Raw genomic sequence first — 26,609 nt, 5'->3', positions numbered from 1 at the left:
AGCTATTGCCTCAACTGCCGCGTCGACGCGGAGTATCACATCATTGACATGACAGGTAACGGCGACCGGATGGACCGTCAGTGGCTTTGTCCCGGTAATCACCGCGACACTCACGTGCAGGACGAATACAAGCAATACACCTGGGAGAATCGGCGGCGAGCGAAGAAAGAGGGTTCGTAGGCGCGGCCGCGGCGCGGTCGCAACGGCTACGGTTAACGTGTGTCACTCCGACGAGAAAGCCCGCTGCGCGGGCGGCGGCTGCGCGTCCACGAAGCCCTGTTCGAACGCTTCGCCATGAGCCGGGCCGGCGCCGTGCTGGGGACGCACGTGATGCCGCGCCTCGACAAGGTGCTGATACCGCGGACCAAGGGGCGGCTCAGCGGTATGGGGCTTGACAAGGTCGGGCTCGTCACCTCGACCGGCGCCAAATCCGGCCGGCCGCGCACGAATCCGCTCACGTTGATCGATGACTCCAACGGGCTGCTGGCGATCGGATCGAACTATGGCCGCCCCACGCACCCGGGGTGGAGTGCCAACCTGCTGGCTAATCCCGAATGCACGGTCGAATACAAGGGTCCGCCCCGGCAGTACCGGGCCGAGCTATTGACCGGCGATGCCCGCGAGGCGGCGTGGGCTACCGCGGTCGACTTCTACGCGGGTTACGAGGCCTACCGGGTCAAGTGCGCGCCGCGAGAGATCAGGGTGTTCCGGCTGCGGCCCGTCAACACCGGGGACAGCGCAACCCACGGAGGTCGGTGAGCTCGTCATCGGGGAGCGTGGGCCTTGCCGATATCCCGCTGTGGCCGCTGCGCCTTGAGCCAGATTGTTGCCGCCTCGACGCGGTTGGCTGCGCCGAGCTTTCGCAGGATCCGTTTGACATGCGACTTCGCGGTGTCCTCGGTGATCACCAGGCGTGCGGCGATGTGGGCGTTGGACGCTCCCGAGCCCAACAGGGCAAGTACCTCGAGTTCGCGTTTGGAGAGGTCCCCGGGGATTTCGCTGTCGACGGTCGGGAGGATCGCGGTGGTCGCGCGCGAGGCGGCGGTGCCTTCCGAGTCGCCGCTCACGAGTTCGACCTCGGCGTCGAGGTATTCGGCGACCACCGCTTCGGTGCGCTGCAGAAGTCGTCGTAGCTCTTGGCCCTGCGCGCGCAACCGGTCCGTGAGTTGGGCTCGTTCCACCGCGAAACCGAATCCCTCCGCGAACGCCCACAGGGAGTCGCGGTCGAACTCGTCCACCCGGCGCGGTTTGAGCCGGTGGTCGGCGTGAATGAAGCCGATGACCCGACCCTCCGGCATGATCGGCGCGGCGACGTAGGAGTGGGTGTCGTAGGCGTCGGCGAGCTCGGCGAACACCCGTGGATTGCCGACGACCTGTTGGATCGCCATGGGTCTGCGGCGCCGGACCATCTCGGTCTCGAGAACCCGGGCGGCGAGGATGGCAGGGTGCTCGCGGCTGAACGCCAGCAGTCGTGCCGCGGCTTCAGGATCGCCGTTCACCCAAAACGCTTCAGCGAGAAGCTCTTTGCCGCGGACGCGGTAGAGCACCGCTCGATCGAAGCCGCAGGCTTCGCAGGCCTGTTGCGGGGCTGCGGCGATCATCGCTTCCGCACTGGGCATCCGGCGCAGGTGCGCGAGGGCGGTATGGACGCGGGCGAGGACTTCGAGCCGGTCGCGGAGCTGGGCGTCGGCGGCTCGGTCGCGGCGTTCGTGGAGATCGGCGAGTGCACGGACGGCGGCTTGTAACTCGGGTGCGGCGGTGGCGGTGAGCACGCCGAGGCGCTCCTCGAGATCCGCCAACTCGTCGTCGAGTTCGGCGCGTACCTCAGAGGTCGGGCTGGCCGGAGGGTTGTCGGGCCATGCGGGCAGCGGCCCGTGCAGAGCGTGGGTGCGCGGGTCGCTGCGGGTCTGATTCACAGCTCGACGCTAACAGCGAAGTGAACGAGGCGTCGACGGCCGAAATCCCGCATTCGCTACCGCCCGGGCGCCGCGAGCCGGGGCGCCTGCCGCCCCGGGGTGTAGGCGGGCAGGTCCGCGCTCGGTTCCCACGAGTGCAGCCGAAGCGCCTTCATCGCCCGGTACTTCAGGGCGCCGTGCGCGTTGCCCGCGTACCACACGAGATGCACCGAGATCGGGAACGGCGCGTTCCAGAACACCTCGGGTATGGGATCACGCGGGGCGGGTTCGGTGAGGGCCACATCCGCGCACACGTACCCTTCGCCGTCGTCGTAGGACATCCGTTGCAGGATGACGCCGTCGGCGTCGCAGATTGTCGTCTCTCCCAGCATGCGCGACGGATAGCTCAAGCCGGGGATCAGCGGCGTCTGCATCGTGAAGGGGCCGACGTGTGAGGGGTGCACCGCGGGTACGCCGAGCATCCGGGCCATCCTGGGCGGGGTCTCGCGGCAGTACTGGAGAAGGTACTGCTCGTCGCGGCGGATGAGCCAGGGCCGGGTGAGCGCCCAGGTCGGGAAGGACGGGAAGTGCATCCCGCCGGCCAGCAGTCGGACGCGGCCCAGCAGGCGCTTGGCCGTGCGGACTCGGCCCCACTCGAATCCGTTCGCGCAGCCGATCGGACCCAGCGAGGTCGCCATGACGCCGTCGTCGCTTCCCCCCGCGTAGTAGTTGTTCTCCCAGAACGACGGTTGGTCTTTGTCGTGTAGGTGAATCGCGCCGTCCGGCTCGCACAGGGCGTACGTCCCGCGGGTGTCGCGTCCGCGGACGGCGATGAACCCGCCGCCTACCAGGCAGCCGTGCTGACGGGCCAGTGACCGCAGCGTCTGCAGGGGCGCGCCCAGCAGTGGCCGCGCCACTGACCGCATGCGGGAGTCATAGGCGTTGGGTGAGGTCATCGCCTCGGGTAGGAAGATCGCCTCGGGGGAATGCTCGCGGGCGGCGGCGTGCACAAGGTCCGCGCACCGCCGCAGGTTTCCTTCGACGTCCCCGATCCGCAGCGCCGGCTGGATCGCGACGACGCGCGTCATGGGTTGACCCGGTGTCGCGCCACGATCGCGCCGGCATCGATGCCGGCGGGCAGGCACCCGAGCACGCCGCCGCTGTCCTCCAACTTGGCGGCGCAGTAGGCGTCGGCCACCATCGCCGGTGCGAAACGCACGAGCAGCGAGGCCTGCAGGCAACGCGCCATCCGGCCGGTCAGCTCGCGAGCGCGGGCCTCCGGTACCCCGCCGGCAACCATGTCCCACAGCTGTGCCACGGCGGTGTCCAGGCGCCGGTTCGCGCCGGCCGCGAGGTCGAGTTCGTCGAGAAACACCCCCATCGCCTCCGGCTCTCGCTGCATCGCACGCAAGACGTCGAGTGCTTGCACGTTCCCGGAGCCTTCCCAGATCGACATCAACGGCGCCTCCCGGTAGGAACGCGGCAGCCGCGACTCCTCGATATACCCGTAGCCGCCCTGGCACTCCAGTGCCTCGGCGGCGTGCAACGGCGCCCGCTTGCAGATCCAGAACTTCAGCACCGGACCGGCCAGGCGGCGCAACGCGATCGCCCTCGGGTCGCCGTCCGCGGCGTCCTGCGTGGCGCGCGCGAGCCGTAACGCCGACCAGGTGGCGGCCTCGCTCTCTAGGGCGAGGTCGGCCAGGACAGCCGTCATCGCGGGCTGTTCGGCAAGGTGGCGCCCGAACGCGGAGCGATGCGAGGCCCAATGGATCGCCTCGATCGTCCCGGTCCGCATGACGGCCGTGGACCCGAGCACGCAGTCCTGCCGCGTCCCACCGATCATCGCCATGATTGCCCGTACACCCCGGCCGGGTTCTCCGACGAGCTGGGCGCGCGAAGCCTCGAACCGTACCTCCGCTGTCGGGTTGGACCGGTTTCCGAGCTTGTCCTTGAGCCGGTCCAAGATCCAGCCGTTGTCGGTGCCGTCGTCGAGCCGGCGCGGGACCAGCAGACAGCTGACCCCCTCAGCGGTCTGCGCAAGCACGAATATCGCGTCGGAGTGCACGGCCGAGACGAACCACTTCTCGCCGGTGACCCGGTACCACCCGTCGTCGCCGTCAGGTACGGCGACCATGGTGTTGGCGCGCACGTCGGAGCCACCCTGCTTTTCGGTGAGCGCCATGCCGATGAGGGCGCCCCGCTTCTGGACTGCCGGCAGCGAGCGGGGGTCGTAGACCCCGGCGGTGACCAGCCGCTCCCACCGCTCGGCGACCGGCGCGGCGAGCCGCAACGCCGGAACGCAGGCGTAGGTCATCGCGAGCGGGCACGTGGCACCAGCCTCGACCTGCGCGACAGCAATGAACTTGGCCGCGCGAGCGACGTGCGCCCCCGGGCTGTCATCGGCCCACACCGCTCCCGCGGTTCCGTGCTCGACGGCGAGCCGCATGAGGTGGTGCCACGCCGGATCGAACCGGATATTGTCGGTCCGCACACCCGACCGGTCATAGAGCTGATGCACCGGCGGGTGCTCGTTGGCGGAGAATCCTGCCTCCAGCCCCTCGGCCGACCCCAGTGCACGCCCAAGAAGGCGGCACTCCGCCACCCGCTCTCCGGCCCCGAACGCTGCCATTGCCTCGATCAGCGCGATGTCGTCTCCGATCACATCGAAGTCCTGAAGACGGGGCGGGGTATTGAAGGTGGCCCGGTTGGAGGCGGTCGCACGCGCGGAGTCGGTTGCCACGGGGTCGGAGACGATGCTCATGAAACCGATTCAAGCGGCCCGGCGGAACTGAGGCCAGCGGATTGACTCTTAATGGCGACAAGGTGCACCCCGAATGGCGACGAATCCTCCCCCGGGTCGATCTACGGTTTGTTTCGTGGTGGAAAACAAGTGTCACGACATCGACGACAGCGCCGCAGCCCCCGATCGCGGGGACGTCAGTGAGGACAAGTCAATGAGTTCAGCAACGCCGGTACAACACCTGGACACCGACTATCTATTGCTCGGCGCCGGCGCCATGAGCATGGCGTTCGCCGACGTGATCCTCTCCGAGGACCCCTCGGCGCGCATCGTCATGGTGGACCGCCACGCCAACCCAGGCGGGCACTGGAACGACGCCTACTCCTTCGTCCGGCTGCATCAACCCGCCGCGTTCTACGGTCTCAACTCGACGCACCTCGGGCAGGGCGGCGAAGACCTCAGCTCGGGGGCCGATATCGTCGCCTACTACCGCGATGCGATGGACCGGTTCCTGCACACCGGTCGGCTGCGTTTTCTTCCGATGAGTGAGCACCGGGGAGACGGCCGGATCGTCTCCACGATCGACCGCGACCGGGTCACCACGGTCACCGCGCACCGCAGGATCGTGGACGGAACCTACATGCAGGTAACGGTGCCGTCGATCTGCCCACCCCGCTACACGGTTGACCGCAGCGCCACCGTAATTCCGCCCAACGGCCTGGCCCATATCCGGCGGCCGCACGAGCGCTACGTGGTCATCGGCGCAGGCAAGACCGGGATCGACGCGATCCTGTTCCTGTTGGACAACGGTGTGTCGCCGGCTCGGATTCAGTGGATCGTGTCCAACGACGCGTGGTTGTTGGACCGGGGCACCATGCAGCCCGGCCTCGTGCTGGAGACCGTGGTGTCCATGGTCCAGAGCATCGCCGACGCCACCGACATCGACGATGTCTTCCTGCAACTCGAACGCCAGGGGATCGTCTTCCGCCTGGACACCCAAAGGCTGCCGACCAAGTGGCGCTGCGCCACGGTGGACCGTACGGAGCTGGCCGAGCTGCGTCGGATCGACAATGTGGTCCGGATGGGCCGGGTACAGCATGTCGGCAGCAGCGAGATTCGCCTCGACCGCGGAACCATCGACGCCGTCGAGGACAGCCTGTTCGTCGACTGCTCGGCCAACGGGCTGGCCAAAATGGATGCCCTGCCGATCTTCTCCGAGGGCCGCGTCACGTTGCAGTCGGTGTTCATGTGCCAGCAAACATTCAGCGCGGCGCTGATCGCACACCTGGAACTGCGCAATCTCAGCGATGAACGCCGAAACCGGATCTGCACGGCGGTGCCGCACCCGGAACTCACCCAGGATCTGCCCACCACCCTGATTACCACCGCCCAGAACATGATCAACTGCAACCGGCATGTACCGCTTTGGCTGCGCCACAGCCGCCTATATCTCGGGCACCATTCGGCGCCGCACCGCTACCTGATGGGCTCGGCCAAGCTGGCATTGCTGCAGCGCCGGGCCGATGCCGCCGTGAACAGGATGCGCGAGCGGGCGACCGTCTCGTAAACGTGTGGCCTCAGCGCAAGCCGTCCAGCGGCGGTTGCCTTGGCGTGATCCCGGTGCGCTTAGGCTCGGCGGAGCAAAGGTGTTCTCCTGCAAGGGATTGCGCGAAGCTGGCGATGTCGTGGATGGTGGCGAGGTAGACGTCGGCCAGCGGCTCGCGCAGTAGTGTGTCGCCTGCATGGCAGGTGCCATTGATCGAACGACTCACCACATCGACGCCGGCGCGCAGGAGCATCCGCGCATAGCGGAGGCCTTCGTCGCGGAACGGGTCGAGCTCGTTCAGCGAGATCACGTGCGGCGGCAATCCCGCCAGATCGGCGGGCCGCGCGCGGTAGGGCCAGCACAGGGGATTGTCGTCGTTTTCGCCGCTTGGATCGTAGACGCTGGCCAACACGTCCATCGCGCCCACGTTCAGCAGGTAGCCGTCATTTTCGTGGAGCGATGGGAGGTCTGCCGGCTTGGTACGCCAGGCGTTGGAGATGAACGGGCACTGGGCGTAGACACCGTCGATTTCGTTGATCCAGCCTTCACGGTTGGCCTTGAGTGCTGTGGCCAGGGTGAGGTTTCCGCCGCCGGACTCGCCGGAGACGACGAGGCTGGTGATGCCGAGTTCCTGGCGGTGGGCGTGCACCCAACGCAGTGCGGTTGCGCAGTCGTCGAGCCCGGCTGGAAAAGGATGCGGACCGAGCACGCCTGCGCCGTTGCGGTATTCGACGCCGATCACGAGGTTGCCGGCGAGCGCGAGTTCGTCGCGCCAATGCCGGTAGTTCGGCCAGGCGGCCTCGAACATGACCATGCCGCCCCCGTGCAGGTGAACCACGCCGGGACGCGGCGCGTCGCCGTGGGTGGGGCGATGAATGTAGAGCCTGATCCGGTTCCCGTCGATCCCGGCGATTTCGTCGACGCTGGACGTCACGCCCGCCACCGCAGGCAACGATCCGAAAAGCGCGTCGATGACGTGGCCGAACTGTTCTTCGAAGCCGGCGGCGTAGGCGCGCCGGTCCTGCAGCGGCGAATCTCTGTCGAGCGGCGCGGCCGGGGCGGCCAGGTCGAGGCCCAGCGGTGCAAACGCCGCGATCATCCGCGGGTCGGCGCGCGGATCATCGCGCAGGGTCATGGCGGGATCACCCAGGCGGCCAGGAAGATTGAGGTGCGGTCTGTCGGGCATCGGTCTGTCCAGTTCTGTGTTGGTCTGGGTCACGCCGACAGCGCGAAGCCGGCAAAGCCGCCTTCGATCGCGGCTCGGCATTCTTGGCGATAGGCTCCCACGCCGCCGAAGTAGAACAGGACTACGTGCGGCTTTCCGGGGATGTTGTCGCCCAGGAACCACGAGTCTTTGCCGCGAAGCAACACCGTGTCGTTGACGAGTTCGTCCATGTGTTTTCCCCACGCCTCGACCGCTTCCCGGGTGGCCTCGATCGCGTCAAATCCGTTGGCTTCCAGGTGACTAATGGCCGTGCCGATCCAATCGACAATGCCGTCGATGACCACCGGAAGGTTGGCAAAGGGCGTTTGGGGGCCGCAAATCAGAAACATGTTCGGGAAGCCGTCGACCCCGATGCCCAGATGCGTCCGTGGCCCGTCGTTCCACGTGTCTCGCAGCGCTGCGCCGCCTTTGCCGCGAATGTCCAGACTTCGCAGTGTTCCGGTGACGGCGTCGAATCCGGTTGCGAAGACGATGATGTCGGCGTCGTACTCGTCGGTTGCGGTGCGAAGTCCGCGAGCGGTGATCTCCGAGATCGCGTTCTCACTGATATCGACCAGGCTCACGTTCTCGCGATTGAACGCCTCGTAGTAGAAGTGTCCGAGCGGCGGGCGCTTCCCGACGAAGGGATAGTCTTTGGGGCAGAGCAGCTCGGCGGTCTTGGGGTCGTGCACGATCGCGCGAATTTTGTTGCGGATGAACTCAGATGCCAACTCGTTGGACCGATCGTCGGTCAAGAGGTCGCCGAAGGTTTCGAAGACGAAGCGAAAGCCGCCCTCCTCCCAGCCGTATTCGAGAACCTGCTGCTGCTCTGCCGGCGTGAGGTCTTGGGCCCTGCGGTCGGCGAGTCCCATCGCAAGGCCGAAGAAGTGCTCGCGTGCGTGTTCCCAAATGTCGTCGTAGTTTGTTCGGATCGCTTGGCGCTCGTCGTCGGTGAGCGTGTAGTTGCGCGCCGGCAGAACGTAGTTCGGCGTGCGCTGAAATACCGTCACCTGCGCAGCGGTCTGAGCGATGATGGGGATGGCCTGGATCGCCGACGCGCCCGTGCCGATCACCGCGACGCGCTTGCCTGCGAAATTCACCTTGTCTTTCGGCCAGCGGCCGGTCACATAGCTTTCGCCCACGAACGTGTCGCTGCCCGGAAAAGGTGGCGTGTAAGGCAGCGACAACACGCCGGTGGCCGCCACGAGATACTTGCAGGTGAAGGTGTCACCGCGATCGGTCGTCACGGCCCAGCGCTTGGCGGCTTCGTCGTACACCGCCGACTCCATCCGCGTCTCGAACTGGATGTCGCGGCGCATGTCGAAACGATCGGCCACGTGCTGCAAGTACGCCAACGCTTCGGGCTGGGTCGGGTATCGCTCCTGCCAATCCCACTCGTCCTGAAGCTCCTTGGAGAACGAGAAGGCGTACACCCAACTCTCGCTGTCGGTTCGCGCACCGGGATACCTGTTCCAGTACCAGGTGCCGCCGACATCGGGTGCGGCTTCGATGACCTTGGTTGTCAGGCCGAGTTTTCGAAGCTCCCACAGCATGCGCAGGCCGCTGAACCCGGCTCCGATGACGATGGCGTCGACGTCCGTGGTAGGCATAGGTGTTCTCACGTTCCTCGGTTGTGGCTAGCGAAAGTTGGGCGCGACCTCGGTCGCGAACAGCTCGACGTGTTCGTCGCTCCATTCGGGCGGTAGTCCCGGTGGCAGGGTCCAGGAGTAGAAGCGGGTCAACTCGTTTTCTTTGGTGAAGTTGGTGAGGATTTCGCTGGCCTGCTCGGGTGTCACGATCATGCAGCCCTGTCGTTCCAGCGCTGCGCGGTCATGAGCGGGTTCGACGAAATCCAGACCGGCGTCTTTGGTCCACTTCGCATAGCGGTTGATCTGGTAGGACAAGTGCGCCTGCGCTTGTTTCCAGCGCGTCTCGGGATCGCGCGAGACCAACAACCACATCAGCGCCGACGCCACCTCCGCGGCGTCGGGATCCTTGCCGGCTTTCCGCAATTCGTCGCGGTATGCGGGAAGCATCGGCGCGATCGGGCCGAGCCCGAGAAATCCGTCGCAGTGTCGCGCCGCTCGCCGAATCGCCGCCGGGGTGGTTCCACCGGCCCAGAGCGGAAGCCCGGCACCCTGCACCGGAAGCGGCCGCAGCGAGACCTCGCCGTAGTGGTAATACTTGCCCCGGTGGGTGATCGTCTCTCCGGCGAAGAGCTTGCGCAGCAGGGGAAGCGCCTCGTTGAGGCGCCCGGCCCGCTCCTTGAGATCGATGCCGAACCCCGCGAACTCCTCCGCGCGGTAGCCGCCCCCGACGCCGAGTTCCACACGGCCGTTGGACAAGATGTCGACGACTGCGGCATCTTCGGCAACGCGCACCGGATCGTGAAAGGGCAGAATCAAAATGGCGATGCCGATACGAATCCGATGGGTTCGCGCCGCGATCGCGGCGGCCATCGGAAAGACGGACGGTAGGTAGTCGTCGTCGCAGAAGTGATGTTCGGAGATCCACACGTCGTCCCAACCGAGCGCTTCGGCCCGCACGATCTGATCGAGAATTCCGCCGTAGAGCCCGGCCGGATCCTGGCGCGCCGCAGGCGGATTGCGGAAGTCATAGTAGAGACCGAATCGAATGCCCTTTGTTGCCATGGGGATAGCTCCTCGTCGTCAGGCCGGATCGAACGAGATCGGTAGACTCCCCGGAACGCGGAAGAACGACGAGGACCACTTGGTATGGCCCGGCTGGTCCAGGCGCACGTTGCGCGCGCGTTCGAAGAAGGTCCGGAAGCCGATCTCCGCCTCGAGGCGGGCCAGGTTCTGGCCGAGGCACCAGTGGCGACCCCCGCCGAAGGACAGGTGATCGGTGTCGGTGCGCGAGATGTCGAAGCGGTCGGGGTCGGGAAAGCGTTCGGGGTCGCGGTTGCCCGAAGCCATCATCGCCCACACCTGCGCGCCCGCGGGAATCGTCTTGCCGCCGAATTCGTAGTCCTCCCAGAGGATTCGCCAGTTGAACAGGATCGGCCCCTCGATGCGCAGGCATTCCTGAACGGCGAGCGGCCACTTCGAGGGGTCCGCGCGAAGGGCATCGACGGCGTCGGGATGCTCGATCAACAGCCGCATGCCGTTGCCGAGCAGTCCGATGGTGGTTTCGTAGCCCGCGACCATGAGACCGATGACCTGGACGATGAGCTCGTGCAGGCTGAGGCGATCGCCTTCCTCCTCCACCCGGATCAGTGCGGTCAGAAGATCGTCGCGCGGATCTGATCGCCGTTTTTCGACGAGCGCTTCGAAGTAGTCGGCCATCTGCTCGGCGGCTTCGTTGGCCCGGGTGAGCACTTCCTCGGGAAGGACGTCGACAAAGAACGCGTTGGTCCGCAGCGCTGTCCAATCGTTGAACTTGTCGCGATCCTCGAGCGGCACGCCCATCATGCGACAGGTCACCGTGCCGGGGAGCAGGCCGGCAAAGTCAGGGACCCAGTCGATGTGCCCGTTCGCCCAGTGCGGCGCGAGGAACTCGTCGACGGTCTGCTGGATCTCGTCGCGCATCCCCGCGATCCGTTTGGGGCTGAACGCCCTGACCACCAGGCGGCGAAGGCGTGCATGCTCGGCGCCCTCCTTCTCGAGCATGAAGTCGAGGAAACCGCCACGGCGCGAATCTTTCTCGCGTCCCGGGTTCTCACCGCCCAAGCCGACGTTGCCCGCCGGCGCCTCGCGGTAGAGCCGGTTGATGTCGTCGTAGCGGAACAGACGCCAAAGATCGGCGCCAGGTACATAATTCACCGGATCGGTTTGGCGCAGCACCTTCATCGAGGGATAGGGATCGTCGCGCCACGACGGGTCGAGCGGGTTCACACCCTTCCAGGGATCCTCGACCGGCAGGTCGCTCGATTGCACGCTCATGGTTGATCCTCCTTGTTCTGCTGGGGCTGTTGCGTTCACCGGGCGGTCCACCCGCCGTCGACTGGAAGCGCCGCTCCGGTGATCAACGACGCAGCGTCGGAGAGCAGCCAGATGATCGCCTCGGCGACTTCGTCGGGCCGGCCGATGCGCCCGACGGGCTGCGCGGCTTCCAGATCGGCCCTCGTCACGGCACCGCCGCGGACCAACTCCTCGACCATGGCCGTTTCGACGCCGCCGGGACACACCGCATTGACCCGGATATTGGCGGCGGCATACTCGATCGCCGCCGTTTTGGTGAGTCCCACGACCCCATGCTTGGCCGCCGAGTAGGGCGCCTCTCCGGCGAAACCGACCAGCCCGGCCACCGACGCCACGTTGACGATGGAACCGCCCGTCCCGCCCGCCAGCATCCGCGGAATGGCCTCGCGCATGCACAGCCATACGCCCTTGAGGTCCACGCCCAGGACGCGGTCCCATTCGGCCTCGGGATGATCGGCGGTGGGCATGATCGGAGACCCGACTCCGGCGTTGGCGACCACACCGGTGACGGGCCCGACTTGGCGGTCCACCGTGTCGAAAAGCCTTCGCACGTCATCGCTTCGTGAGACATCGGTTTCGACGTACAACGCGGCGCAGCCGATCTCGGCTGCCACGCGGCGGCCTTGCTCGGGGTTGCAGTCCGATACCACCACGCGCGCGCCGGCCGCCGCGGCGGCCTGCGCGGTTGCGCGGCCGATTCCCGATGCGGCGCCGGTTATCACAATCACCCGATCGTTGAGCATGACTCCGTTGTGCGGATGGGTGGTGGCATCTTTTGATAGATCACTCACTTTTGTTAAAGTAGACTTCGCCGCAGAGCCAGTCAAGAGTCGAGCTGAGACGGAGAAACAGAGTGCGACCTCGTGGGTGCTTGAGATGCCTGCCGTAGAACCGACAATGCCCGCCGGCACCAAACGCCAGTGGATGCGCACCGCCGATCGGCGGGCCCAACTGCTCGACAGCGCGATCGGGGTGTTCGCGCGCGACGGCATCGGACGTGCCACCCACGCGGCCATCGCCGAGGACACCGGCGTGTCGGTCGCGACCGTGTTCGTGCACTTTCCCAACCGCCAGACGTTGGTGCACGACGTGCTGGAAGCCGTCGATGCGTTATTTTCCACGATGATTCGAGACGTCCTGGACTCCCACGACGACGCGCGTGCGGCGTTGTTGGCGCTGGCTCAGGCCTTCGCCGACTCGATCGACACCCATCCCGACCATGTGCGGGTGTGGCTTGACTGGAGCACGGCGATTCGTGATCAAACCTGGCCAGGCTGGCTGGACTTCCAGAAACGAGCGTTGCGACGCATCCGCGCGAAGATTCGCGGCGGCGTTCGCGCGGGCACGGTCCATCCGCACATCGATGTCGACGCCGCGGCGCGGATCTTCAACGGCGCTGCCCACATCGTGGCGTTGATGAAATTCGGAGCGGCCCGCAACGCCGACGTCGACCGTATGCTCGTTCACCTGGTGGACAGCGCACTGCACATCCCGTTGCACGCCGACGAGGAGCGCGCCCTCCGCCCCGCCGTGCGGACCGAAGCCGGACGTCAGGCTCGAACCCAGAGGTCATCATGAAATACGTTGTCGTTGCCGAACTTACCGAGCTGCCCGCCGACCGCGGCCACACGGTAACCGTCGCCGGCTCGCCCGTCGCGCTGTTTCTTGTCGACGGGCAGATCCATGCCATCGACGATCGCTGCACGCATGCCGGCGCCTCGCTGGCCGCCGGTCTGCTCTGCGACGGCGAAATCACCTGCCCGCGCCACGGCGCGATCTTCGACGTGCGCTCGGGCCAGGCGATTGGCCCGCCGGCCGAAGACGACGTCGCGACGTGGCCGGCTCGCATCGTCGACGGACATGTCGAGATCGGAATCAGCTGAACCGAAGGTGTCATCGCCGAATCCGGCCGATTATCTGCGCGCCGCCTACGCGTTTTGATCCCTCGCCATCTTGCGCCAGTTCGGCGTTTGCACCGCAGCGGGTGCGTCCGGAACGCGACGGCGAAACATCAGGTTTGCAACGGATTTGGAACGCGCGGGGCGGATGGCCGAGGAGCGGTTGCTTACTGTGCGGCAGCCGCGGCGGCCTGTGCGGCTGCGTGTCCGATTGCTGATGCGGCGCCAGTCACGACGATCACCCTATCGCCCGGCGACATCTTTTGATAGATTACTCAATTATGCGAAAGCAGACTTCGTCGCCGGTCAAGACACGAGCCGAGACGGAGGAAGCAGGGCGCGACGCACCCTCCGCCGCGCGGTGCAGGGACCGCGCCGATTGCCGGAGCTGGGCGTCACTCTCGTTCGAGATGTCATTGTGAAACACGTTGTGGGGAGCTAACGTAACGAGATCCGCGCCGGCCGCTGACACGTGGTAACCGTCCACGGCTTGGGGGATTGCCGCTTCACGCGATCTCGGTGAACAAACGCGTCCGCAGGCAGACCGTGACATCGATGTAGTTGTCCAGCAAGCACTGTCACGTGATCGGCAAATCCTTCGCCCTGTCGCCGGACGCCTTCGCGCGGATATTCGGGCCAGCTGCTTTCCAGGTCATGCGACCCTTCGGATTGGGGGACTGTCCTGGGCGTGATTCGCCTGAATCCGTTGTCTGGGCCGTGCGGTCCCGTGGCGCGGGGCTTGCGCCTCAACCCTTTTCACCCCCGAATGGCGACAAAGTGCACCCCGAATGGCGACGAACCGACCCCCAGGGTCGATCTACGGTTTGTTTCATGGTTGAAATCACGGCTCACGACATCACCGGCGTTGCAATCATCGGGAGCCGATCCGCAGCTAGCGCTGCCGCCGTCGCAACCGAGCCCGCGGTTGCGCACCACGAGTCAGAGAAGATCGCATGAGCGCTGCTGCCACCCGTCGCGTGGCAGCCGTCCCTCTCGCGGTTCGGGCCCGGCACGTTCCCAGCCGACCTGCACCGCATCGAGGACATCGTGGGTCGGCTGGCCCATGAGCACTCGCCCGGAGTGTCCCTACGAGAGTGCACCAATCATCCCGACAGCGACGGATGCGTCATGCGCGACGCCGACGAGCCCCCTCGAACCGAACACCAACCGATCCGCCACGCGGAGACTGTGAGTCGAAAAAGATGATCACAAGCATTCTGACCATCATCGCGTACGTCGTGATGATCTTGTCCCCGGTCATCCTCCCGGGCCTCCTCGCCGCGTACGACGCTTTCACCGGTTGGCGGCGGAGTAGAGCTACCGATTGACCCAGCGACCTTCACCCGCTCGTCGTCGGCGATCAGCGGGAGCGCTAATCTCAAGGTCGTGCAGAGGTCTCTTAGGTGCGCGACAGTTGCCTTGCCGCGTGAGCGCTCCGGGCACTTGCTGAGCACCGACCCGGCGGGGGTAGCGGACGCCTCGGGCAACGCGATCGAAAGCGTTGCTGTGTTACTGCGGTCGCTGGGCTTCGGTCAAAACGAAGCGGAGCCGATATCCGCAGTTAGCTAGCATCGGGGGCGGTAGCTCAGTTGGTTAGAGCCGCGGACTCATAATCCGTTGGTCGCGGGTTCGAGCCCCGCCCGCCCCACAACTTAAAAGGCCAGCTAGAACACCAGATTGGAGCTTGCTAGTCCAAAGTTAGCGCATCTAGCTATGCCGATTCTGGCAACACTTTGGCAGCAAGCAAATGACTTAAACGCTCACCTAGCCACTGCCAGCAAACGGCCCTGGCACCAGTGCGCGGCGTAAACTTCGCCCAGTTTTTGACACGGTTGCCTACCGTGACGGAACTGTCATGCGGGCCGGTTATCTGTATCCAAACTGATACGCACGCCAAAACACCGCTTGACCAGCGCAAAGCCCTTGAGCCGTAATAGATTTCCGAACGGCCAGAAACACGTAATTGATTGCAGCACAATTAATTTCAAGCACATAGCGCCGTTGACCAGCACAGATCAGCGCCGACCCGCCGTCATCGAACACCCGTTCGAACCGCCTGGCGCTCCAACCGGCGCGCTGACCAGCACAGATGCCCCGTAAACGGCCCTGAGCGGCCCGCAGAGCGCCGATAGCCGCCCGTCCGGTGCCAGCGCACCAGCGCGCATTGGGACGGCTACAGATTCTTGGGTGGAAACGCCGGTGCGTGTAAGGCACTAGCCCCTTAGAGCGCATACGCTCACAACGGAGGTATAAGGCACTAGCCCCTTATGGACAGGACCAACGTGACCACCCAGCGCAACAGGATGACCAGCGCGCAGCGTGAGACTCTTGCCGCTGCCATAGCCGAGATTGCCGAGCGCGAGCAACCCGTTACGGTGCGCGGCCTGTTCTACCGCGTCATGTCTAAGGGACTAGTGCCTAAGACCGAGCGCGGCTACGCGCAAGTTCAGAAGCTCACATTGCAGATGCGCCGCCAGGGCCGGTTGCCTTACGGCTGGATCGCTGATAGCTCCCGGCGAAGAATCTCTGTGCTGGCATACAACGGGCTAGATGATGCGTTGAACGCCACCGCACGGTTTTACCGTCGCCGGTTGTGGAGTGAGCAAGACGTTTACGTTGAAGTGTGGACCGAAAAGGACGCGATCACCGGCGTAATCAGCACCACAACGCGCCAATGGGACGTGCCGCTAGTTGTGGCTCGCGGCTTTGCGTCTGAGACATTCTTATGGGAAGCCGCAGAGCAGATCGAAGAAATCGACAAGCCCACGCACATATATCAATTGGGCGACCACGATAAGGCAGGCGTAGACGCTTGGAACAAGACCCAAGAGCGATTGCGTGACTTGGTGCCTGCCGACATCGATTTGCACTTTGAGCGGATCGCGGTGACTCCCAACCAAATTGAACAGTGGAACTTGCAGACGCGGCCAGACAAGACCGGAAGCGGATTTGGTGAGTGCGTCGAAGTCGATGCTATCGACTCAAACACACTGCGCGGCTTAGTTTCTCAGGCCATAGAACAGCACATCGACCACGATGCACTGGACACCTTACGGGTTGCCGAACGATCCGAGCGTCAAATTCTACGGCGTATCGCTGGCGAGTACGGAGAATCAGGCAACGCAGAGGCCGAACGTGCGCGGCGACGCCGTGAGCGTGAACGCAAATTGCAGCGCAAGCTTCAACGCAAGCAGATCGAAGCCAAGCGACAAAAAGCCCTCAAAGAGCTTGCCGCCATTGATGAGTCGCTAGAAAGACTCGACTAGCATAAATACACCACCCGGTCAGAGGGTGGGCCAACCGGGTGGTGTATTTGTTTCCCTACACACCGCGCAGCGGGTCAGCAGGACAACGCGCTTTCGGGAACCGCGCTTGCAACTGACCGGAAGGGATTTACGGCTTTGTTGCAAGGTTCTTCAATTGCGTTGGTAGAACGCCGGATACACACGCAGGGACATTGCAGCATGTATCCGGCGCTGGCTCATATCCGCAGATCGTTTGTTACGTTGGTGATTGGGTCCGGTTCTGGTGTCAGGCCGCAATAATCATGCGGATAGCCAACAGGTAGACCGAATTCGCTTGCCTCATCTAGCGCCTCGCGAATCTCGGCACTACCAATTGGCGGTGTAAGGCTAACGCCAGGTTGAAAACCCGTATTACGTTGCATGGCAATTACTTACATCAACGCAGCGCCGGGGATTTCCGGTGCGGTGTAGGTGTTTTCGTCTGTCAATTGAACCGCAACACCAGCGCCACGGTGCCGAACGCCGGTGCCGAACGATCTACTGTAAAAACTTTCCAACAGCGGATACCCGTTAGTATTTCCCGGCAGATGACGCAAGCCGCGATAATTCTGGTTAACGTGTTCGCGCACACCAACAATGTTGGATTGAGCGCCAGGCCCAGAGGTTGCGACAACAGCGAAGTAACCGCTTGGAATCATTGAACTTTCGACAATGCTTATTGGCCCGTACTTACCAACACGCGGCAAGCTGAAAACCTCACCGTTTGGCTGATCGCCGACAAGCTGGCCGCCGTCTTGCAGAACAAACGTCGGCTGATTGAGCGCCGGAATGAAATCCCACTTAGCCTTTGCGCTGTTGTTGTTCTCGACACCGGCCCTGAAACTTTGGATCACTTCCGATTCGGTTTCGTTGACCAGCGCGATAAGCTCTTGACCTGAATCGGTCAAACCGTAGCCGTGCTCGCGGATATGCCGTACCGCATCTTCCAAGTCTTTAGAGTCGATTTCGTCTGCGCCGCTTGGCAAGTAGTGCGTGTGAGTCTTATCAAAAGACTTGCCCATGAAATCAGGCGGTTTCATGTTGTCGTCACCAGACCATAGACCGTAGCAACTAATGCCCTGCGGATTGAGAATAATATCCGGTGAAAAGAGCCGTTGCAGAATAGAACCCGTTACAAGCCGATTGTCAGAATTCATTGCCCCATCGTGAACCGCCAAAACCTGCCGTTGATCTGCGTCACGCAGAAAACGCCAGGAATACCTTGCGGCACGGTCAAAGTCGAGAAAATCGTACCCAACCAATAAGTGAGCACTTGGCGGGCGTAGGCTTTCCGGCTCGCCATGCTCGCTGGCAAGTTCAAAATCGTCCTCATTTAATGCTTGCGAAATTGCATCTGCCGCAGATTGGTGCCAGTAAGAGAGCACGTCAACAACCTTGCTGCGGTGAGCATTCCACGTAGCCAATGCAGCTTGCATCGTTGTGAAAACCGTATTGAGGTCAACTCCGTCGGCAGTGTGGGTAACCCTTGGCAGAACGTCACCTTCAGTTCCAATACCAAGATCAGCCCCAAAGGGTAGCGGGCCTTTCCAGAGGTTTTGTGTAGGCATCTTCAAAAATCCTTTGCAGTTGTGAGAGATAGTGTTTTGTCCAAAGACCGCTGGCCGCATGCGATTTAGCGGTAAAGGTAGGAAAAAACCCGCTAAATCAGCTTGCGCACGGCGGCTCTCGGGTCTCTCACCGAGTTGGCCTGGCGGTTGGCTCTAGGGCACTCTTACACGGCTCTCACGCTGCGCCTGAGCGCCATTCTCGCGCGCCGTGGGACGCAATGCAAGCACCTATGAGCGAATGTCATTGCATTGCGGAGCATTACGCCGTAATGTGGAGGTATCAGGCCACGTCAGGCCGAAATACGCAGACACTAGTTAGGGGTACTAATGAATCTTACTGCGCCACGGATTGATTCGCCAGCCGTTGAATGGCTAGACAAAAACGGTGCCGCAATATACTGCCGTTCCAAGGGGTTTCACACTATTACACCAAATTCAATCGTTCATGCCGCAGGACGCCTCAAGACACTGCATGAGGGCAAACCTGTTGGTAAAAGCCACTTCTGGAAAAAAGCGTGGCTAGACGATTGGCTGGAATCTCTGTAAGTAGATGTTCACCTGTGAAAGCTGTTCGCACAGAATCAAAGTCGCGTACAGCGTGAGAATTCACCGTGTTGAAGAAACCGCCGGCGGCAAAATGGCTGTCGATATTAAAGCCGGATACTAGCTGTGCTACAAGTGTTTTCGCAAAACCATACGAAAGGCAAGCGCAGCATGAGCTTTGATCCTAGTGTCTTCAAGAAGTTCTCAGACGACAAGTACCAGTCGATTCGCCAACGGATCAACGCCGTACACAGACAATGCCAGATGGAAGGGACTAGCACTGCGCCGCTAGTTGTCGATTGGTCGCGAGAAGATGCGGTATTACAAGAGTTGAGCCGCAATCAAGTTGAACAAACGTGGGACGAAAACAAGCGTAGGCTGTGCGCCAATACTATTGACGAACATCTAAGCAACTCCGATCCAGAGCAGGATAAGTTTCCTGCCGGGCCGTGCGCTCTGTTCGGCTTCGATCCGCGCATAAGGTTTTCTCTTGCCGAAAATACTGTGGAAAGCCTTATCGAAGAATATCTTTCAGAGCGTTACCGCTATGTGTGTGATGTCGGTGTGTCAACTTTCTGCGACACACAAGCTTTTGTCGTGCAAGCGTTGGGCTTTGGCGAATGGGCTTGCTTGTATAGGTTCTGCAAACACTGTTGGTGTTGGTTTGATCTGCCGCAAGAACAGCGCGAAAAGACACAGAAGCCCGGTTGGCCGTTTCCGCACCCTGGTCAAGAATTTAGGCACCCGGCAACATGATTGAACTACCCGACATCAACGGCATGAGTGTGCCGCGTGCCGCTCTAGCGTATGTCGAGGCAGGCATACCGCTAGCGCCGTTCGATGCCACCAAAGGCAACGGAAAACAGTGCGGCAATCTTGTTGGCAATCCCAATGATTCAACTGACAACTGGTATCACCACGTCACGACAGACAAAGAGCAAATCAAAGCCTGGCGCAAGCGTTTTGGCAGGTTTCAAGCCCTGGCGACATCTCCCGGTGAGTTTGGTTGCGTAGTGATTGATTTGGACTATCCCGACCTCTGGCCGGTTAGGTGGCGCAAGTACCTCAAAGATCAATCTGTGCCTTATGTCAACACGCGGCCCAGCGTGCATAAGCGCAAAGGGCATTATTGGTTCACACTCCCAACCACGGCACCTGCCTTGACCAACAGCGGAATTTTCAATGATTCCGGTCAACGCTGCGGCGAACTACGTTGTGTTAAAGGTGGTTTGATCTTGCCGCCGTATACAAACCCTGACACTGGCGACATGCGAACCGTTGTCAGATCAGGGACACCACCAGTTCTGCCAGACGAACTAGCGCAGTATTTCAAGGCAGGTGCCGGTGTGCGGGGTGTGGATATCAGCCTCGAGGAATTTTGTGCGAAATACGTTGCAGCAGACCCAAAGCGCAAAGACAAACTGCGGGGTTTGAGAAGCTACCACACTCGCAGCACCAAAGTTCCCCACGATGCTATGCGCGATGTTTTGGTGATGGGTCTAGGTGAAGCGCGGCTAGGTTACGTGACCGCAAGACAAGTGATCGCAACGTGCCGTGAGCTTTGGCCGTCGAATCGACCAGCAAGTGAGTTTTCCCGGCTCTGCGCCTCTGCCGCGAGATTCGTTGAAGCCCAGGACATCGACGAAATCAAGTGCCGCAGTGATCGTTTCAAAGGTTCTGACTCACGGCGTTGTTCGCACGTTTTGTCACGGTGACGGACAACAGACATTAAGGGCGGTTAGCCCGTATTTGAGACAAACGAAAAGCCCGCTGCGCTCGGATTTTGGCAGTCAGACGCAAGCGGGCTGATCGGATTGGATAGTGATGACGTTACCACCGGAGACAGACACCGGCAAGCGAAATGGCAACGGGCACAACGGCTATGAGTTAACCAATGTCGCGCCGAAAGTGTGGCGCATAGACGATGATGGAAGCAGCTTTCTTGATCCTGCCGAGTTTGACCCTGATTTTCAGGCTTCGCTTATTCCGCACGGACACAGCACAATTGAACCAATCACGCCGAGTTCATGGTGTCCGGTGGATATGGCCGTTGCTATGTCGGCTGGCGAGATATTGCCAGACTTGGGCCGTCGCACAGACGGTGAACTACTGCTCTACAAATCCAAAGTGCATTGGTTTTTCGGCAACTTTGAGTCTGGAAAGACCTGGGCCGCCCTTCATTTCGTCGCGCAAGTCCTACAGGACGGCGGCACGGCGTTGTATATAGACTTTGAAGATGATGCACGCGGAATCGGTTGGCGGCTCTATCAATTGGGTGTGCCTATCGTAGTTGTGCAAGATAGTTCGCGTTTTGCCTATATCCGGCCAGAAGAATCGCTGACCACCCAAGCGGCATTAGCCGGTTTTGAGGCGACGCTAAGCCTACCGTTCGATATTGCCGTGATTGATGGTGTGACAGAGAGTATTTCGATTGAAGGGCTGAAAGATTCTGTCGGTGGAGATATCGCAGCGTGGTTAAAGTTGCTGCCTAAACGTGTCGCACGTCAAACCGGCGCTGCCACAATCTGTATCGATCACATACCCAAAGCACAAGACAACCGTGGTATGCCGATTGGCTCGCAGCACAAAATGAGCGGCATGGATGGTGTTGCGTACAAGTTCATTTCAGAAGTCAAGCTTGGGAAAACCAAAGCCGGTTGGTCCTACATGCGTGTTATCAAAGATCGTCCTGGCGGTGTCCGTGGACCGTTGGGTGTCGATTATGACCCTAGCGACCAATCAGAATTGATCGGCCAATATTGCTTAGACGCGACCGACGCCAAAGCTTACAGGAGTTCTGTTACACCGCCTGTTATCTCGACTACGGTAGTTGCAAACACGAAACCGGATAAGCATTGGTGTATGGAACACGCTAGCGCATATTTGGCGAGCCACCTTGATGATGCGCAGAGAACGCAGTCGAAGGTAATCGAGCACTTACAGGCCACGGTAAAAGCTGCCGACGGCAGGCCGATAGGCAAAGATTGCTGGAAGCCTGCACTAAAAGAGTTGTGCGAGAAGAACTATGCGTATGTTGAAAGCGGGCCGAAAAACTCCAAACTCTACTATCATTGCGCGCTTTTCGATGCTACGAAACCGTCTAGTCCAGAGGACATTGCCCGCCGTGCTGCGCGGATTAGAAAGCTGAAAGCGAAAAGAGAGCTAGAAGCCGTGGCGTCAGAAGCAGGGGAAAAGAATGCTTGAGGCTATCAATCATGTTGGCAGTCTTTCAGTTTGCGACCGTGCGAGGTGCCCGAAAACGGGGTCGCACACTGGAATAAAAAGTGTGTGTAGTGCGCAGTGTGCGACCGATCGTCCCTGCTTAAGCAGGACGGTCGCACGCTCGCACACTCACAAACGAACACCGCCTAAGTGGTTGCAAGCGAGCGAGGGTGGCTCGCAAACTGACACCGCGCAACGGTGCTTGTAGGTGATTGGGAAAAAGCAAGATTGAATGATGGAAGGATCAAAATGCAATGAACACTCAGTGTGGGCCGAACACTGTTGATATAGAACATATTCCGATCGCACCGATTGTGCAGATTGATGTTGACGGTATGCGGGTTAGAGTGCAGTGTCCTTACGCAGCGGAAAACACTAGGGGGCATAGCCATTGGGTCAATCTGGCAGGTTATGGGTCAGCGGAGGAATACCGGATACCGGCGTGTGTTAGTGGCAAATATTATCGCGTGAGTCTGAAAGGTGCTGAAAGCAAATGACTGGCAAGATGACACCGGAACAATGGGCCAAGCAGAGAGCACGTAAGCGCGCAAACAAGAAGCGGGATAGAGCAATCGAGTTGTTGCGGGCTACAGGCATGACGGACGATGAAATTGCGAAAGAGCTGGATGCGCAAGAATTCACGTCGATAGAGGTTGTCGACGCCGAGATAGTGGAAAACCTGCCTGCGAGAATTGATTACGTAGAATCAGAGCGGGGAGAAAAAACCACCTCTGGAAAAATCAAACCTATGGAATCGGATAGCGTGAGTAAAAATGGTCTGCGTGCGCCACACCCGACGAAGCCGGGCCGCGACACGAAAAACCGATCGCTGATTAATGCGAACGTAGAGCATTGGAACGCTCATTTAGAGGACAATGCCGAAAGACGTTGCAACGCAACGAATTCGTACGGTGAGGAATGTAGAAAATATGCAGTCAGAGGTACGTCTAAATGCGCGATTCATGGTGCGTCGGCACCGCAAGTCAAACGTAAAGCCAAAGAACGTTTAGAGCTTGCAGCAGATCGTATGGCATGCAACCTACTTGGATTAGCTGTTGACGCCGAAAGTGAATCTGTAAAGCTTGCTGCCACAAATAGCGCATTGGATAGGGCCGGTCTGAAACCAAATACGGAAGTTGTTCTGTCGCAAGGCAATGCGTTTGATGAAATCATGTCGGATTTGCAGTTCGGCACAATGACCAGAGAAGAAAGCCGACGTGCTCGCGGCCTAGACCCTGACACCGCACAACCGTTGGGCGGCAATGAATCTAGTGCGTTCAATCTTGCTGACTATCAAGGCAATTGCACACCCGCATCTGCCTTGCATGAACCGAATATTGTAGGCACGCAACAACATACAGACATTAATTCTGCCGAGTTTGAAGGTGGCATTCAATCTGACAAAACGCATTTCGGTAGCCCAACGTCAAACGAGAGCGATTCAGACCCTATCCCTAGGCCATTACCCAGGCCAGGCCGCGATAGGGCGGCAGAGCGGCGCTCAGGGCCGACAATCACTGGTGACGCGGCGCTAGACCTGGCAGCACAGATCAACCGGGTAGTCGGCGCGCTGCGCGAGCTTGAATAGGCCGCTGACCTGCGGATACGGCGAATCATTGCAGGTCAGGGCGTGTTTGGTGTACGGTAATGGAACGAATAGCGTACACGCCAGGCCGGATTGGAGAGCATTTTGACAGCGCCAGGCATTAGGGACGGCAAAAGAACCGTTGCCTATCTAAGAGTGAGCACAGATGAGCAGAGTGCTGGCATCGAAGCGCAAAGGGCCACAATCAATTTCATTGCTAAGCAACGCGGTCTTGAGATTGTGTCTTGGCAGATTGATGAAAATGTGAGCGGTGCTGCTGAAATCGCTTGCAGGCCGGCACTTGTGGAAGCTCTGAATCTGTTGGACAACAACCAAGCTGACCGATTGATTGTCGCCAAGCTAGACCGGCTGGCCCGTAACACCATCATTGCGCTTCAAATTGATTTGGCCGCAAGCAAAGCCGGGTGGTCAATTGTGTTCGGAGACTTCGACATTGACACTTCAACGGCAGTCGGCAAGATGACTTTGACCAACCTGGCCGCTGTCGCCACTTTTGAGCGTGACCGTATTAGCGAACGCACGCGAGAGGCTTTGGCAGTCAAGCGTGCTCAAGGCGTGAGGCTAGGCCGTCCAGATGAATTGCCGCCAGAGATTGCCAAGCGCATTGTTTCTGAGCGCAAGCAAGGCAAGTCAATTCGCGCCATCGCAAAAGATTTGACCGCAGACGGTATCCCAACGGCTCGCGGTGGAAAAACGTGGCAGGGCAGCACTATTCAAGCTGTTCTACAGTCGCAACGTGTGAAAGGTTCAAAGTAATGGCGTCAATTCGTAGTCTGCCCAACGGCACTTACAAAGTGACCTGGCGTGAGAACGTGCGCGACGATTACGGAGCGCCGATTAAGGGCCGCTACGTGCAACGCGCCGAAACCTGCGCCGACTACAAAGCAGCAGAACGCCGTAAGGTCGCTATTGAGATGGCCGCAGAGATTGGGCAATCCGCTGCCGATACTCGCAGTGCTGCAATCCGCACGCTTGGAGACTATGCCCGCGATTATTTCGCATCTCTGCGCGGCATTATTTCTCAGCGCACCCTAGACGGCTATATCGCTCTCTACCGCGTGCATATCAAAGATTCACTTGGCAACCGGCCCGTTGGGTCGATCCGTGTTGCCGACATCAAAGCTCTAAGGGCAGAGTTGTTGAGCAGCAAGGCCATTGGACGCAAAACCACACGCTCTGCCAAAACTACCGCCCAGGTGCTCGGCGTTGTGCGGCGCATACTGGATACCGCTGTGGAAAACGGTGCTATCGGCTCTAATCCAGCGGCAATCGTCAAAGCTCGCGGCTCTAGCGCCAAAGTTTCCGCGCAAGCATCACAACAAATCCAACCGCGTGAACAGACAACACCTCCCCACGGCACCTGCCTTGCGGTAGCCGATAAACCAGCACACTTTAGGCCGTTGCCGCTGACACCGGCACAGGTCGCACAGGTTGCCGATTGGATTGCCCGCGTTCAAAGCTCGCCTGTTTATGCTCTGGCGTTTGTTTTTTCGGCCTATACCGGAGTGCGCGCAGCGGAGTTGGCCGGTTTAGAAATTGGCGATTTAACTTTGTCGGCTCACACTGGCACTGTCGGCGCTGTGTCTGTCAGCCGTACTAAGGCCAAGCGCAGCGGAAAATTTCTGACTGATACGCCAAAGTCTGCCAAGTCAATTCGCACGATTCCGATTGATTCTTGGTTGGCAGATGATTTACGCACATACCTTGCCAGCCACCCGCGCGCCAACGATCCAAGTGCGCCGTTGTTTCCTGGCCGTCTAGACCTGGCCGCTGCCAAAGCCCTAGGCCGCGACGTCAAGGATTCCGCAGACCGTTTCGATTGGTCGAAGCCTGTTGACCCGAACAACGTGTACAAGCGTTTCATGCGACCTGCGCTAGCGGCGCTTAAACTGCCTGCTAGCCGTTGGCACGATTTACGGCACACGTTTGCAGTGATGTCGCTGTCTAACGGTGAGCACTATATGCAGGTGTCAAAGTGGTTAGGGCACAGCACTTTTACGTTGACTTTGGACACTTACGGGGATTACATCTCTAGTGCAGAGGGTGGAAAGGCCGCACCGTTGGCCCGTCCGGTTGCCAACCCTGCGGCTACCAACGTTGTGTCACTAGACGCCAAACGTTCTAGCTAGCTTGTTTTTGTAGGTTCCGTTGCGCATTGCGGCCAGTTCGTCTGTTCGACTTTGTTGACGGCATCCAGAAGGCCGCGTAGTGCAGTTTGAGCACTATATGCTTCTGTGGCGTATCGGCTCGTGTCGTACCACGGAAATCCCACTCCGCCACTTCCCGCCATCAGGAATTGTTTATCCAAATCGTGTTTGTTTAGATCGGCCCATACTCTCGCGCGCTTGAATGCCTCGCTCACATTGTCGTATGCGGTTCCTGCGTGCTCATCATGTAATAGTGAGAACTTTTCTACGGGATTTGCGGTGTCTGATAGGCGATTTCGGATGTCGGCATGTGTATTCCGGTCAAACCATTGCAAGTTTCGTTCTAGTCGCTGCAATCTGACGTATTGGTCGAGCGTGCTCCAACTTGCCAGGATGGCCGACCATTCGAGCTGAATTTCGGCGCGTGATTTTACCTTTGCGTTCACCACTGCGAGATGTTCTTGCCAGTTTGGAAGCTGACTGCGGAGTTCGGAGTTGAACACGTTGAAATCGTCTTGCGTATTACCGCTCTGGCGGTATCTGTCAAAAGTACGGATCACTTCTCTGAAATTGTTGTAAGCGTCGATCGCATCGCTATAGACTCCATATATGCGTGATTCGTTGCAAAGCACGTTGACGCTATCGCGGAATTCATTCCAGGCCAGTTTGGTCAATCTGTTGACGCGGTCTAACGCCGTTCGGTCTTCTCGGTCAATGGTGAAGCTTGCTAGTAAGACAAGCGCAACTGGTGCACCGATAAGAAACCCCGTAAATCCGGCAGCGATGTTTGGAATGTATGAAAGGCCGTGCCACCACTTGGAGTTACCCAAATCTTCGCGCGCGAAAAAACCAAGCAGGATCCATCCCGCCAAGAACATTATTACGAGGGTTGATTTGCCCACTGCGCCAAATGATCTGAACGTTTTTACCGCACCTGTAGCTTTGATGTAAGCGGCGGAACCCTGCGTTAATACGCCCCACCCAAGTCGGTTGATCCCAAACACGGCCATTGATG

21 protein-coding genes and 1 tRNA gene are annotated in these 26,609 nt (G+C 60.5%); 12 read left to right on the top strand and 10 right to left on the bottom strand.

The features are described from left to right. The first annotated feature begins 219 nt into the window (after positions 1 to 219). On the top strand, positions 220 to 759 hold the full coding sequence (locus tag ACX9NE_RS05335; protein ID WP_459360836.1) for a nitroreductase family deazaflavin-dependent oxidoreductase: 540 nt from the start codon (positions 220 to 222) through the stop codon (positions 757 to 759). 5 nt (positions 760 to 764) lie between these two features. On the opposite strand, the gene ACX9NE_RS05330 is transcribed toward ACX9NE_RS05335, so the two are convergent. The 3 genes from ACX9NE_RS05330 to ACX9NE_RS05320 are packed head-to-tail and all read right to left on the bottom strand — an operon-like array spanning position 765 to position 4,656. Further along, positions 765 to 1,916, bottom strand: a complete 1,152-nt coding sequence (locus ACX9NE_RS05330; RefSeq protein WP_459360837.1) for a LuxR C-terminal-related transcriptional regulator — start codon at positions 1,914 to 1,916, stop codon at positions 765 to 767. Between the two features lie 56 nt (positions 1,917 to 1,972). Then, the gene (locus ACX9NE_RS05325) at positions 1,973 to 2,983 is read right to left on the bottom strand and encodes a carbon-nitrogen hydrolase family protein (protein ID WP_459360838.1); all 1,011 of its coding nucleotides are present in this window, start codon (positions 2,981 to 2,983) and stop codon (positions 1,973 to 1,975) included. Next, entirely contained in the window at positions 2,980 to 4,656 is a 1,677-nt protein-coding gene (locus tag ACX9NE_RS05320) for an acyl-CoA dehydrogenase family protein (RefSeq protein WP_459360839.1), read from the bottom strand. The genes ACX9NE_RS05325 and ACX9NE_RS05320 overlap by 4 nt, the downstream gene beginning before the upstream one ends. Before the next feature lie 115 nt (positions 4,657 to 4,771). On the opposite strand from ACX9NE_RS05320, the gene ACX9NE_RS05315 reads away from it, so the two are divergent. Further along, complete coding sequence (locus ACX9NE_RS05315; protein ID WP_459360840.1) at positions 4,772 to 6,202, top strand: NAD(P)/FAD-dependent oxidoreductase; 1,431 nt, start codon at positions 4,772 to 4,774, stop codon at positions 6,200 to 6,202. Between the two features lie 10 nt (positions 6,203 to 6,212). Here ACX9NE_RS05315 and ACX9NE_RS05310 read toward each other — a convergent pair whose 3' ends face one another. Genes ACX9NE_RS05310 through ACX9NE_RS05290 form a run of 5 tightly spaced genes read right to left on the bottom strand, consistent with a single transcriptional unit; the run spans position 6,213 to position 12,117 of the window. Further along, on the bottom strand, positions 6,213 to 7,400 hold the full coding sequence (locus tag ACX9NE_RS05310) for an alpha/beta hydrolase fold domain-containing protein (RefSeq protein WP_459360841.1): 1,188 nt from the start codon (positions 7,398 to 7,400) through the stop codon (positions 6,213 to 6,215). Then, entirely contained in the window at positions 7,397 to 8,995 is a 1,599-nt protein-coding gene (locus tag ACX9NE_RS05305) for a flavin-containing monooxygenase (RefSeq protein ID WP_459360842.1), read from the bottom strand. Before ACX9NE_RS05305 ends, ACX9NE_RS05310 begins: the two co-directional genes overlap by 4 nt. Positions 8,996 to 9,022: 27 nt before the next feature. Beyond that, positions 9,023 to 10,036 (bottom strand): LLM class flavin-dependent oxidoreductase, encoded by a 1,014-nt coding sequence (locus ACX9NE_RS05300; protein ID WP_459360843.1) that lies wholly within the window; start codon positions 10,034 to 10,036, stop codon positions 9,023 to 9,025. Between the two features lie 18 nt (positions 10,037 to 10,054). After that, on the bottom strand, positions 10,055 to 11,338 hold the full coding sequence (locus ACX9NE_RS05295; protein WP_459360844.1) for a cytochrome P450: 1,284 nt from the start codon (positions 11,336 to 11,338) through the stop codon (positions 10,055 to 10,057). Beyond that, complete coding sequence (locus tag ACX9NE_RS05290; RefSeq protein ID WP_459360845.1) at positions 11,323 to 12,117, bottom strand: SDR family NAD(P)-dependent oxidoreductase; 795 nt, start codon at positions 12,115 to 12,117, stop codon at positions 11,323 to 11,325. Before ACX9NE_RS05290 ends, ACX9NE_RS05295 begins: the two co-directional genes overlap by 16 nt. An 85-nt stretch (positions 12,118 to 12,202) precedes the next feature. Here ACX9NE_RS05290 and ACX9NE_RS05285 point away from each other — a divergent pair, with 85 nt between their 5' ends. The 4 genes from ACX9NE_RS05285 (at position 12,203) to ACX9NE_RS05270 (ending at position 16,490) form a co-directional block, all read left to right on the top strand. Beyond that, positions 12,203 to 12,904: a TetR/AcrR family transcriptional regulator gene (locus ACX9NE_RS05285; RefSeq protein ID WP_459360846.1), complete on the top strand. Its 702-nt coding sequence runs from the start codon at positions 12,203 to 12,205 to the stop codon at positions 12,902 to 12,904. Beyond that, positions 12,901 to 13,209 (top strand): Rieske (2Fe-2S) protein, encoded by a 309-nt coding sequence (locus ACX9NE_RS05280; protein WP_459360847.1) that lies wholly within the window; start codon positions 12,901 to 12,903, stop codon positions 13,207 to 13,209. The genes ACX9NE_RS05285 and ACX9NE_RS05280 overlap by 4 nt, the downstream gene beginning before the upstream one ends. Before the next feature lie 1,589 nt (positions 13,210 to 14,798). Next, positions 14,799 to 14,872, top strand: a tRNA-Ile gene (locus ACX9NE_RS05275). A gap of 634 nt (positions 14,873 to 15,506) precedes the next feature. Further along, positions 15,507 to 16,490, top strand: coding sequence for a hypothetical protein (locus ACX9NE_RS05270; RefSeq protein ID WP_459360848.1), 984 nt, complete (start codon positions 15,507 to 15,509; stop codon positions 16,488 to 16,490). Positions 16,491 to 16,900: 410 nt separating this feature from the next. Here ACX9NE_RS05270 and ACX9NE_RS05265 read toward each other — a convergent pair whose 3' ends face one another. Next, a complete protein-coding gene (locus ACX9NE_RS05265) occupies positions 16,901 to 18,076 on the bottom strand; it encodes a hypothetical protein (RefSeq protein ID WP_459360849.1) in 1,176 nt (391 codons plus the stop codon). A gap of 714 nt (positions 18,077 to 18,790) precedes the next feature. Here ACX9NE_RS05265 and ACX9NE_RS05260 point away from each other — a divergent pair. The 6 genes from ACX9NE_RS05260 (at position 18,791) to ACX9NE_RS05235 (ending at position 25,576) form a co-directional block, all read left to right on the top strand. Beyond that, positions 18,791 to 19,375, top strand: coding sequence for a hypothetical protein (locus ACX9NE_RS05260; RefSeq protein ID WP_459360850.1), 585 nt, complete (start codon positions 18,791 to 18,793; stop codon positions 19,373 to 19,375). After that, on the top strand, positions 19,372 to 20,334 hold the full coding sequence (locus tag ACX9NE_RS05255) for a bifunctional DNA primase/polymerase (protein WP_459360851.1): 963 nt from the start codon (positions 19,372 to 19,374) through the stop codon (positions 20,332 to 20,334). Before ACX9NE_RS05260 ends, ACX9NE_RS05255 begins: the two co-directional genes overlap by 4 nt. A 109-nt stretch (positions 20,335 to 20,443) precedes the next feature. After that, a complete protein-coding gene (locus ACX9NE_RS05250; RefSeq protein ID WP_459360852.1) occupies positions 20,444 to 21,823 on the top strand; it encodes an AAA family ATPase in 1,380 nt (459 codons plus the stop codon). A 511-nt stretch (positions 21,824 to 22,334) separates the two neighbouring features. Continuing rightward, positions 22,335 to 23,429, top strand: coding sequence for a hypothetical protein (locus ACX9NE_RS05245; protein ID WP_459360853.1), 1,095 nt, complete (start codon positions 22,335 to 22,337; stop codon positions 23,427 to 23,429). Between the two features lie 90 nt (positions 23,430 to 23,519). Next, entirely contained in the window at positions 23,520 to 24,203 is a 684-nt protein-coding gene (locus ACX9NE_RS05240; RefSeq protein ID WP_459370694.1) for a recombinase family protein, read from the top strand. Continuing rightward, on the top strand, positions 24,203 to 25,576 hold the full coding sequence (locus tag ACX9NE_RS05235; RefSeq protein ID WP_459360854.1) for a tyrosine-type recombinase/integrase: 1,374 nt from the start codon (positions 24,203 to 24,205) through the stop codon (positions 25,574 to 25,576). Before ACX9NE_RS05240 ends, ACX9NE_RS05235 begins: the two co-directional genes overlap by 1 nt. Here the strand turns inward: ACX9NE_RS05235 and ACX9NE_RS05230 are convergent. Then, on the bottom strand, positions 25,573 to 26,609 hold a 1,037-nt coding region (locus ACX9NE_RS05230), incomplete at its 5' end, for a hypothetical protein (protein WP_459360855.1). The two genes, ACX9NE_RS05235 and ACX9NE_RS05230, sit on opposite strands and share 4 nt — an antisense overlap.

Source organism: Mycobacterium sp. ML4, from assembly GCF_054515735.1.
The sequence above is the reverse complement of the archived record's forward strand: the minus strand, read 5'-3'. Positions and strand labels throughout refer to the sequence as shown.

Excerpts from the sequence above, each read along its gene's own strand:
- ACX9NE_RS05325 (WP_459360838.1), bottom strand. The coding sequence starts at position 2,983 with ATGACGCGCGTCGTCGCGATCCAGCCGGCGCTGCGGATCGGGGACGTC.
- ACX9NE_RS05320 (WP_459360839.1), bottom strand. The coding sequence starts at position 4,656 with ATGAGCATCGTCTCCGACCCCGTGGCAACCGACTCCGCGCGTGCGACC.
- ACX9NE_RS05305 (WP_459360842.1), bottom strand. The coding sequence starts at position 8,995 with ATGCCTACCACGGACGTCGACGCCATCGTCATCGGAGCCGGGTTCAGC.
- ACX9NE_RS05300 (WP_459360843.1), bottom strand. The coding sequence starts at position 10,036 with ATGGCAACAAAGGGCATTCGATTCGGTCTCTACTATGACTTCCGCAAT.
- ACX9NE_RS05285 (WP_459360846.1), top strand. The coding sequence starts at position 12,203 with ATGCCTGCCGTAGAACCGACAATGCCCGCCGGCACCAAACGCCAGTGG.
- ACX9NE_RS05280 (WP_459360847.1), top strand. The coding sequence starts at position 12,901 with ATGAAATACGTTGTCGTTGCCGAACTTACCGAGCTGCCCGCCGACCGC.
- ACX9NE_RS05265 (WP_459360849.1), bottom strand. The coding sequence starts at position 18,076 with ATGCCTACACAAAACCTCTGGAAAGGCCCGCTACCCTTTGGGGCTGAT.
- ACX9NE_RS05260 (WP_459360850.1), top strand. The coding sequence starts at position 18,791 with ATGAGCTTTGATCCTAGTGTCTTCAAGAAGTTCTCAGACGACAAGTAC.
- ACX9NE_RS05255 (WP_459360851.1), top strand. The coding sequence starts at position 19,372 with ATGATTGAACTACCCGACATCAACGGCATGAGTGTGCCGCGTGCCGCT.
- ACX9NE_RS05250 (WP_459360852.1), top strand. The coding sequence starts at position 20,444 with ATGACGTTACCACCGGAGACAGACACCGGCAAGCGAAATGGCAACGGG.
- ACX9NE_RS05245 (WP_459360853.1), top strand. The coding sequence starts at position 22,335 with ATGACTGGCAAGATGACACCGGAACAATGGGCCAAGCAGAGAGCACGT.
- ACX9NE_RS05235 (WP_459360854.1), top strand. The coding sequence starts at position 24,203 with ATGGCGTCAATTCGTAGTCTGCCCAACGGCACTTACAAAGTGACCTGG.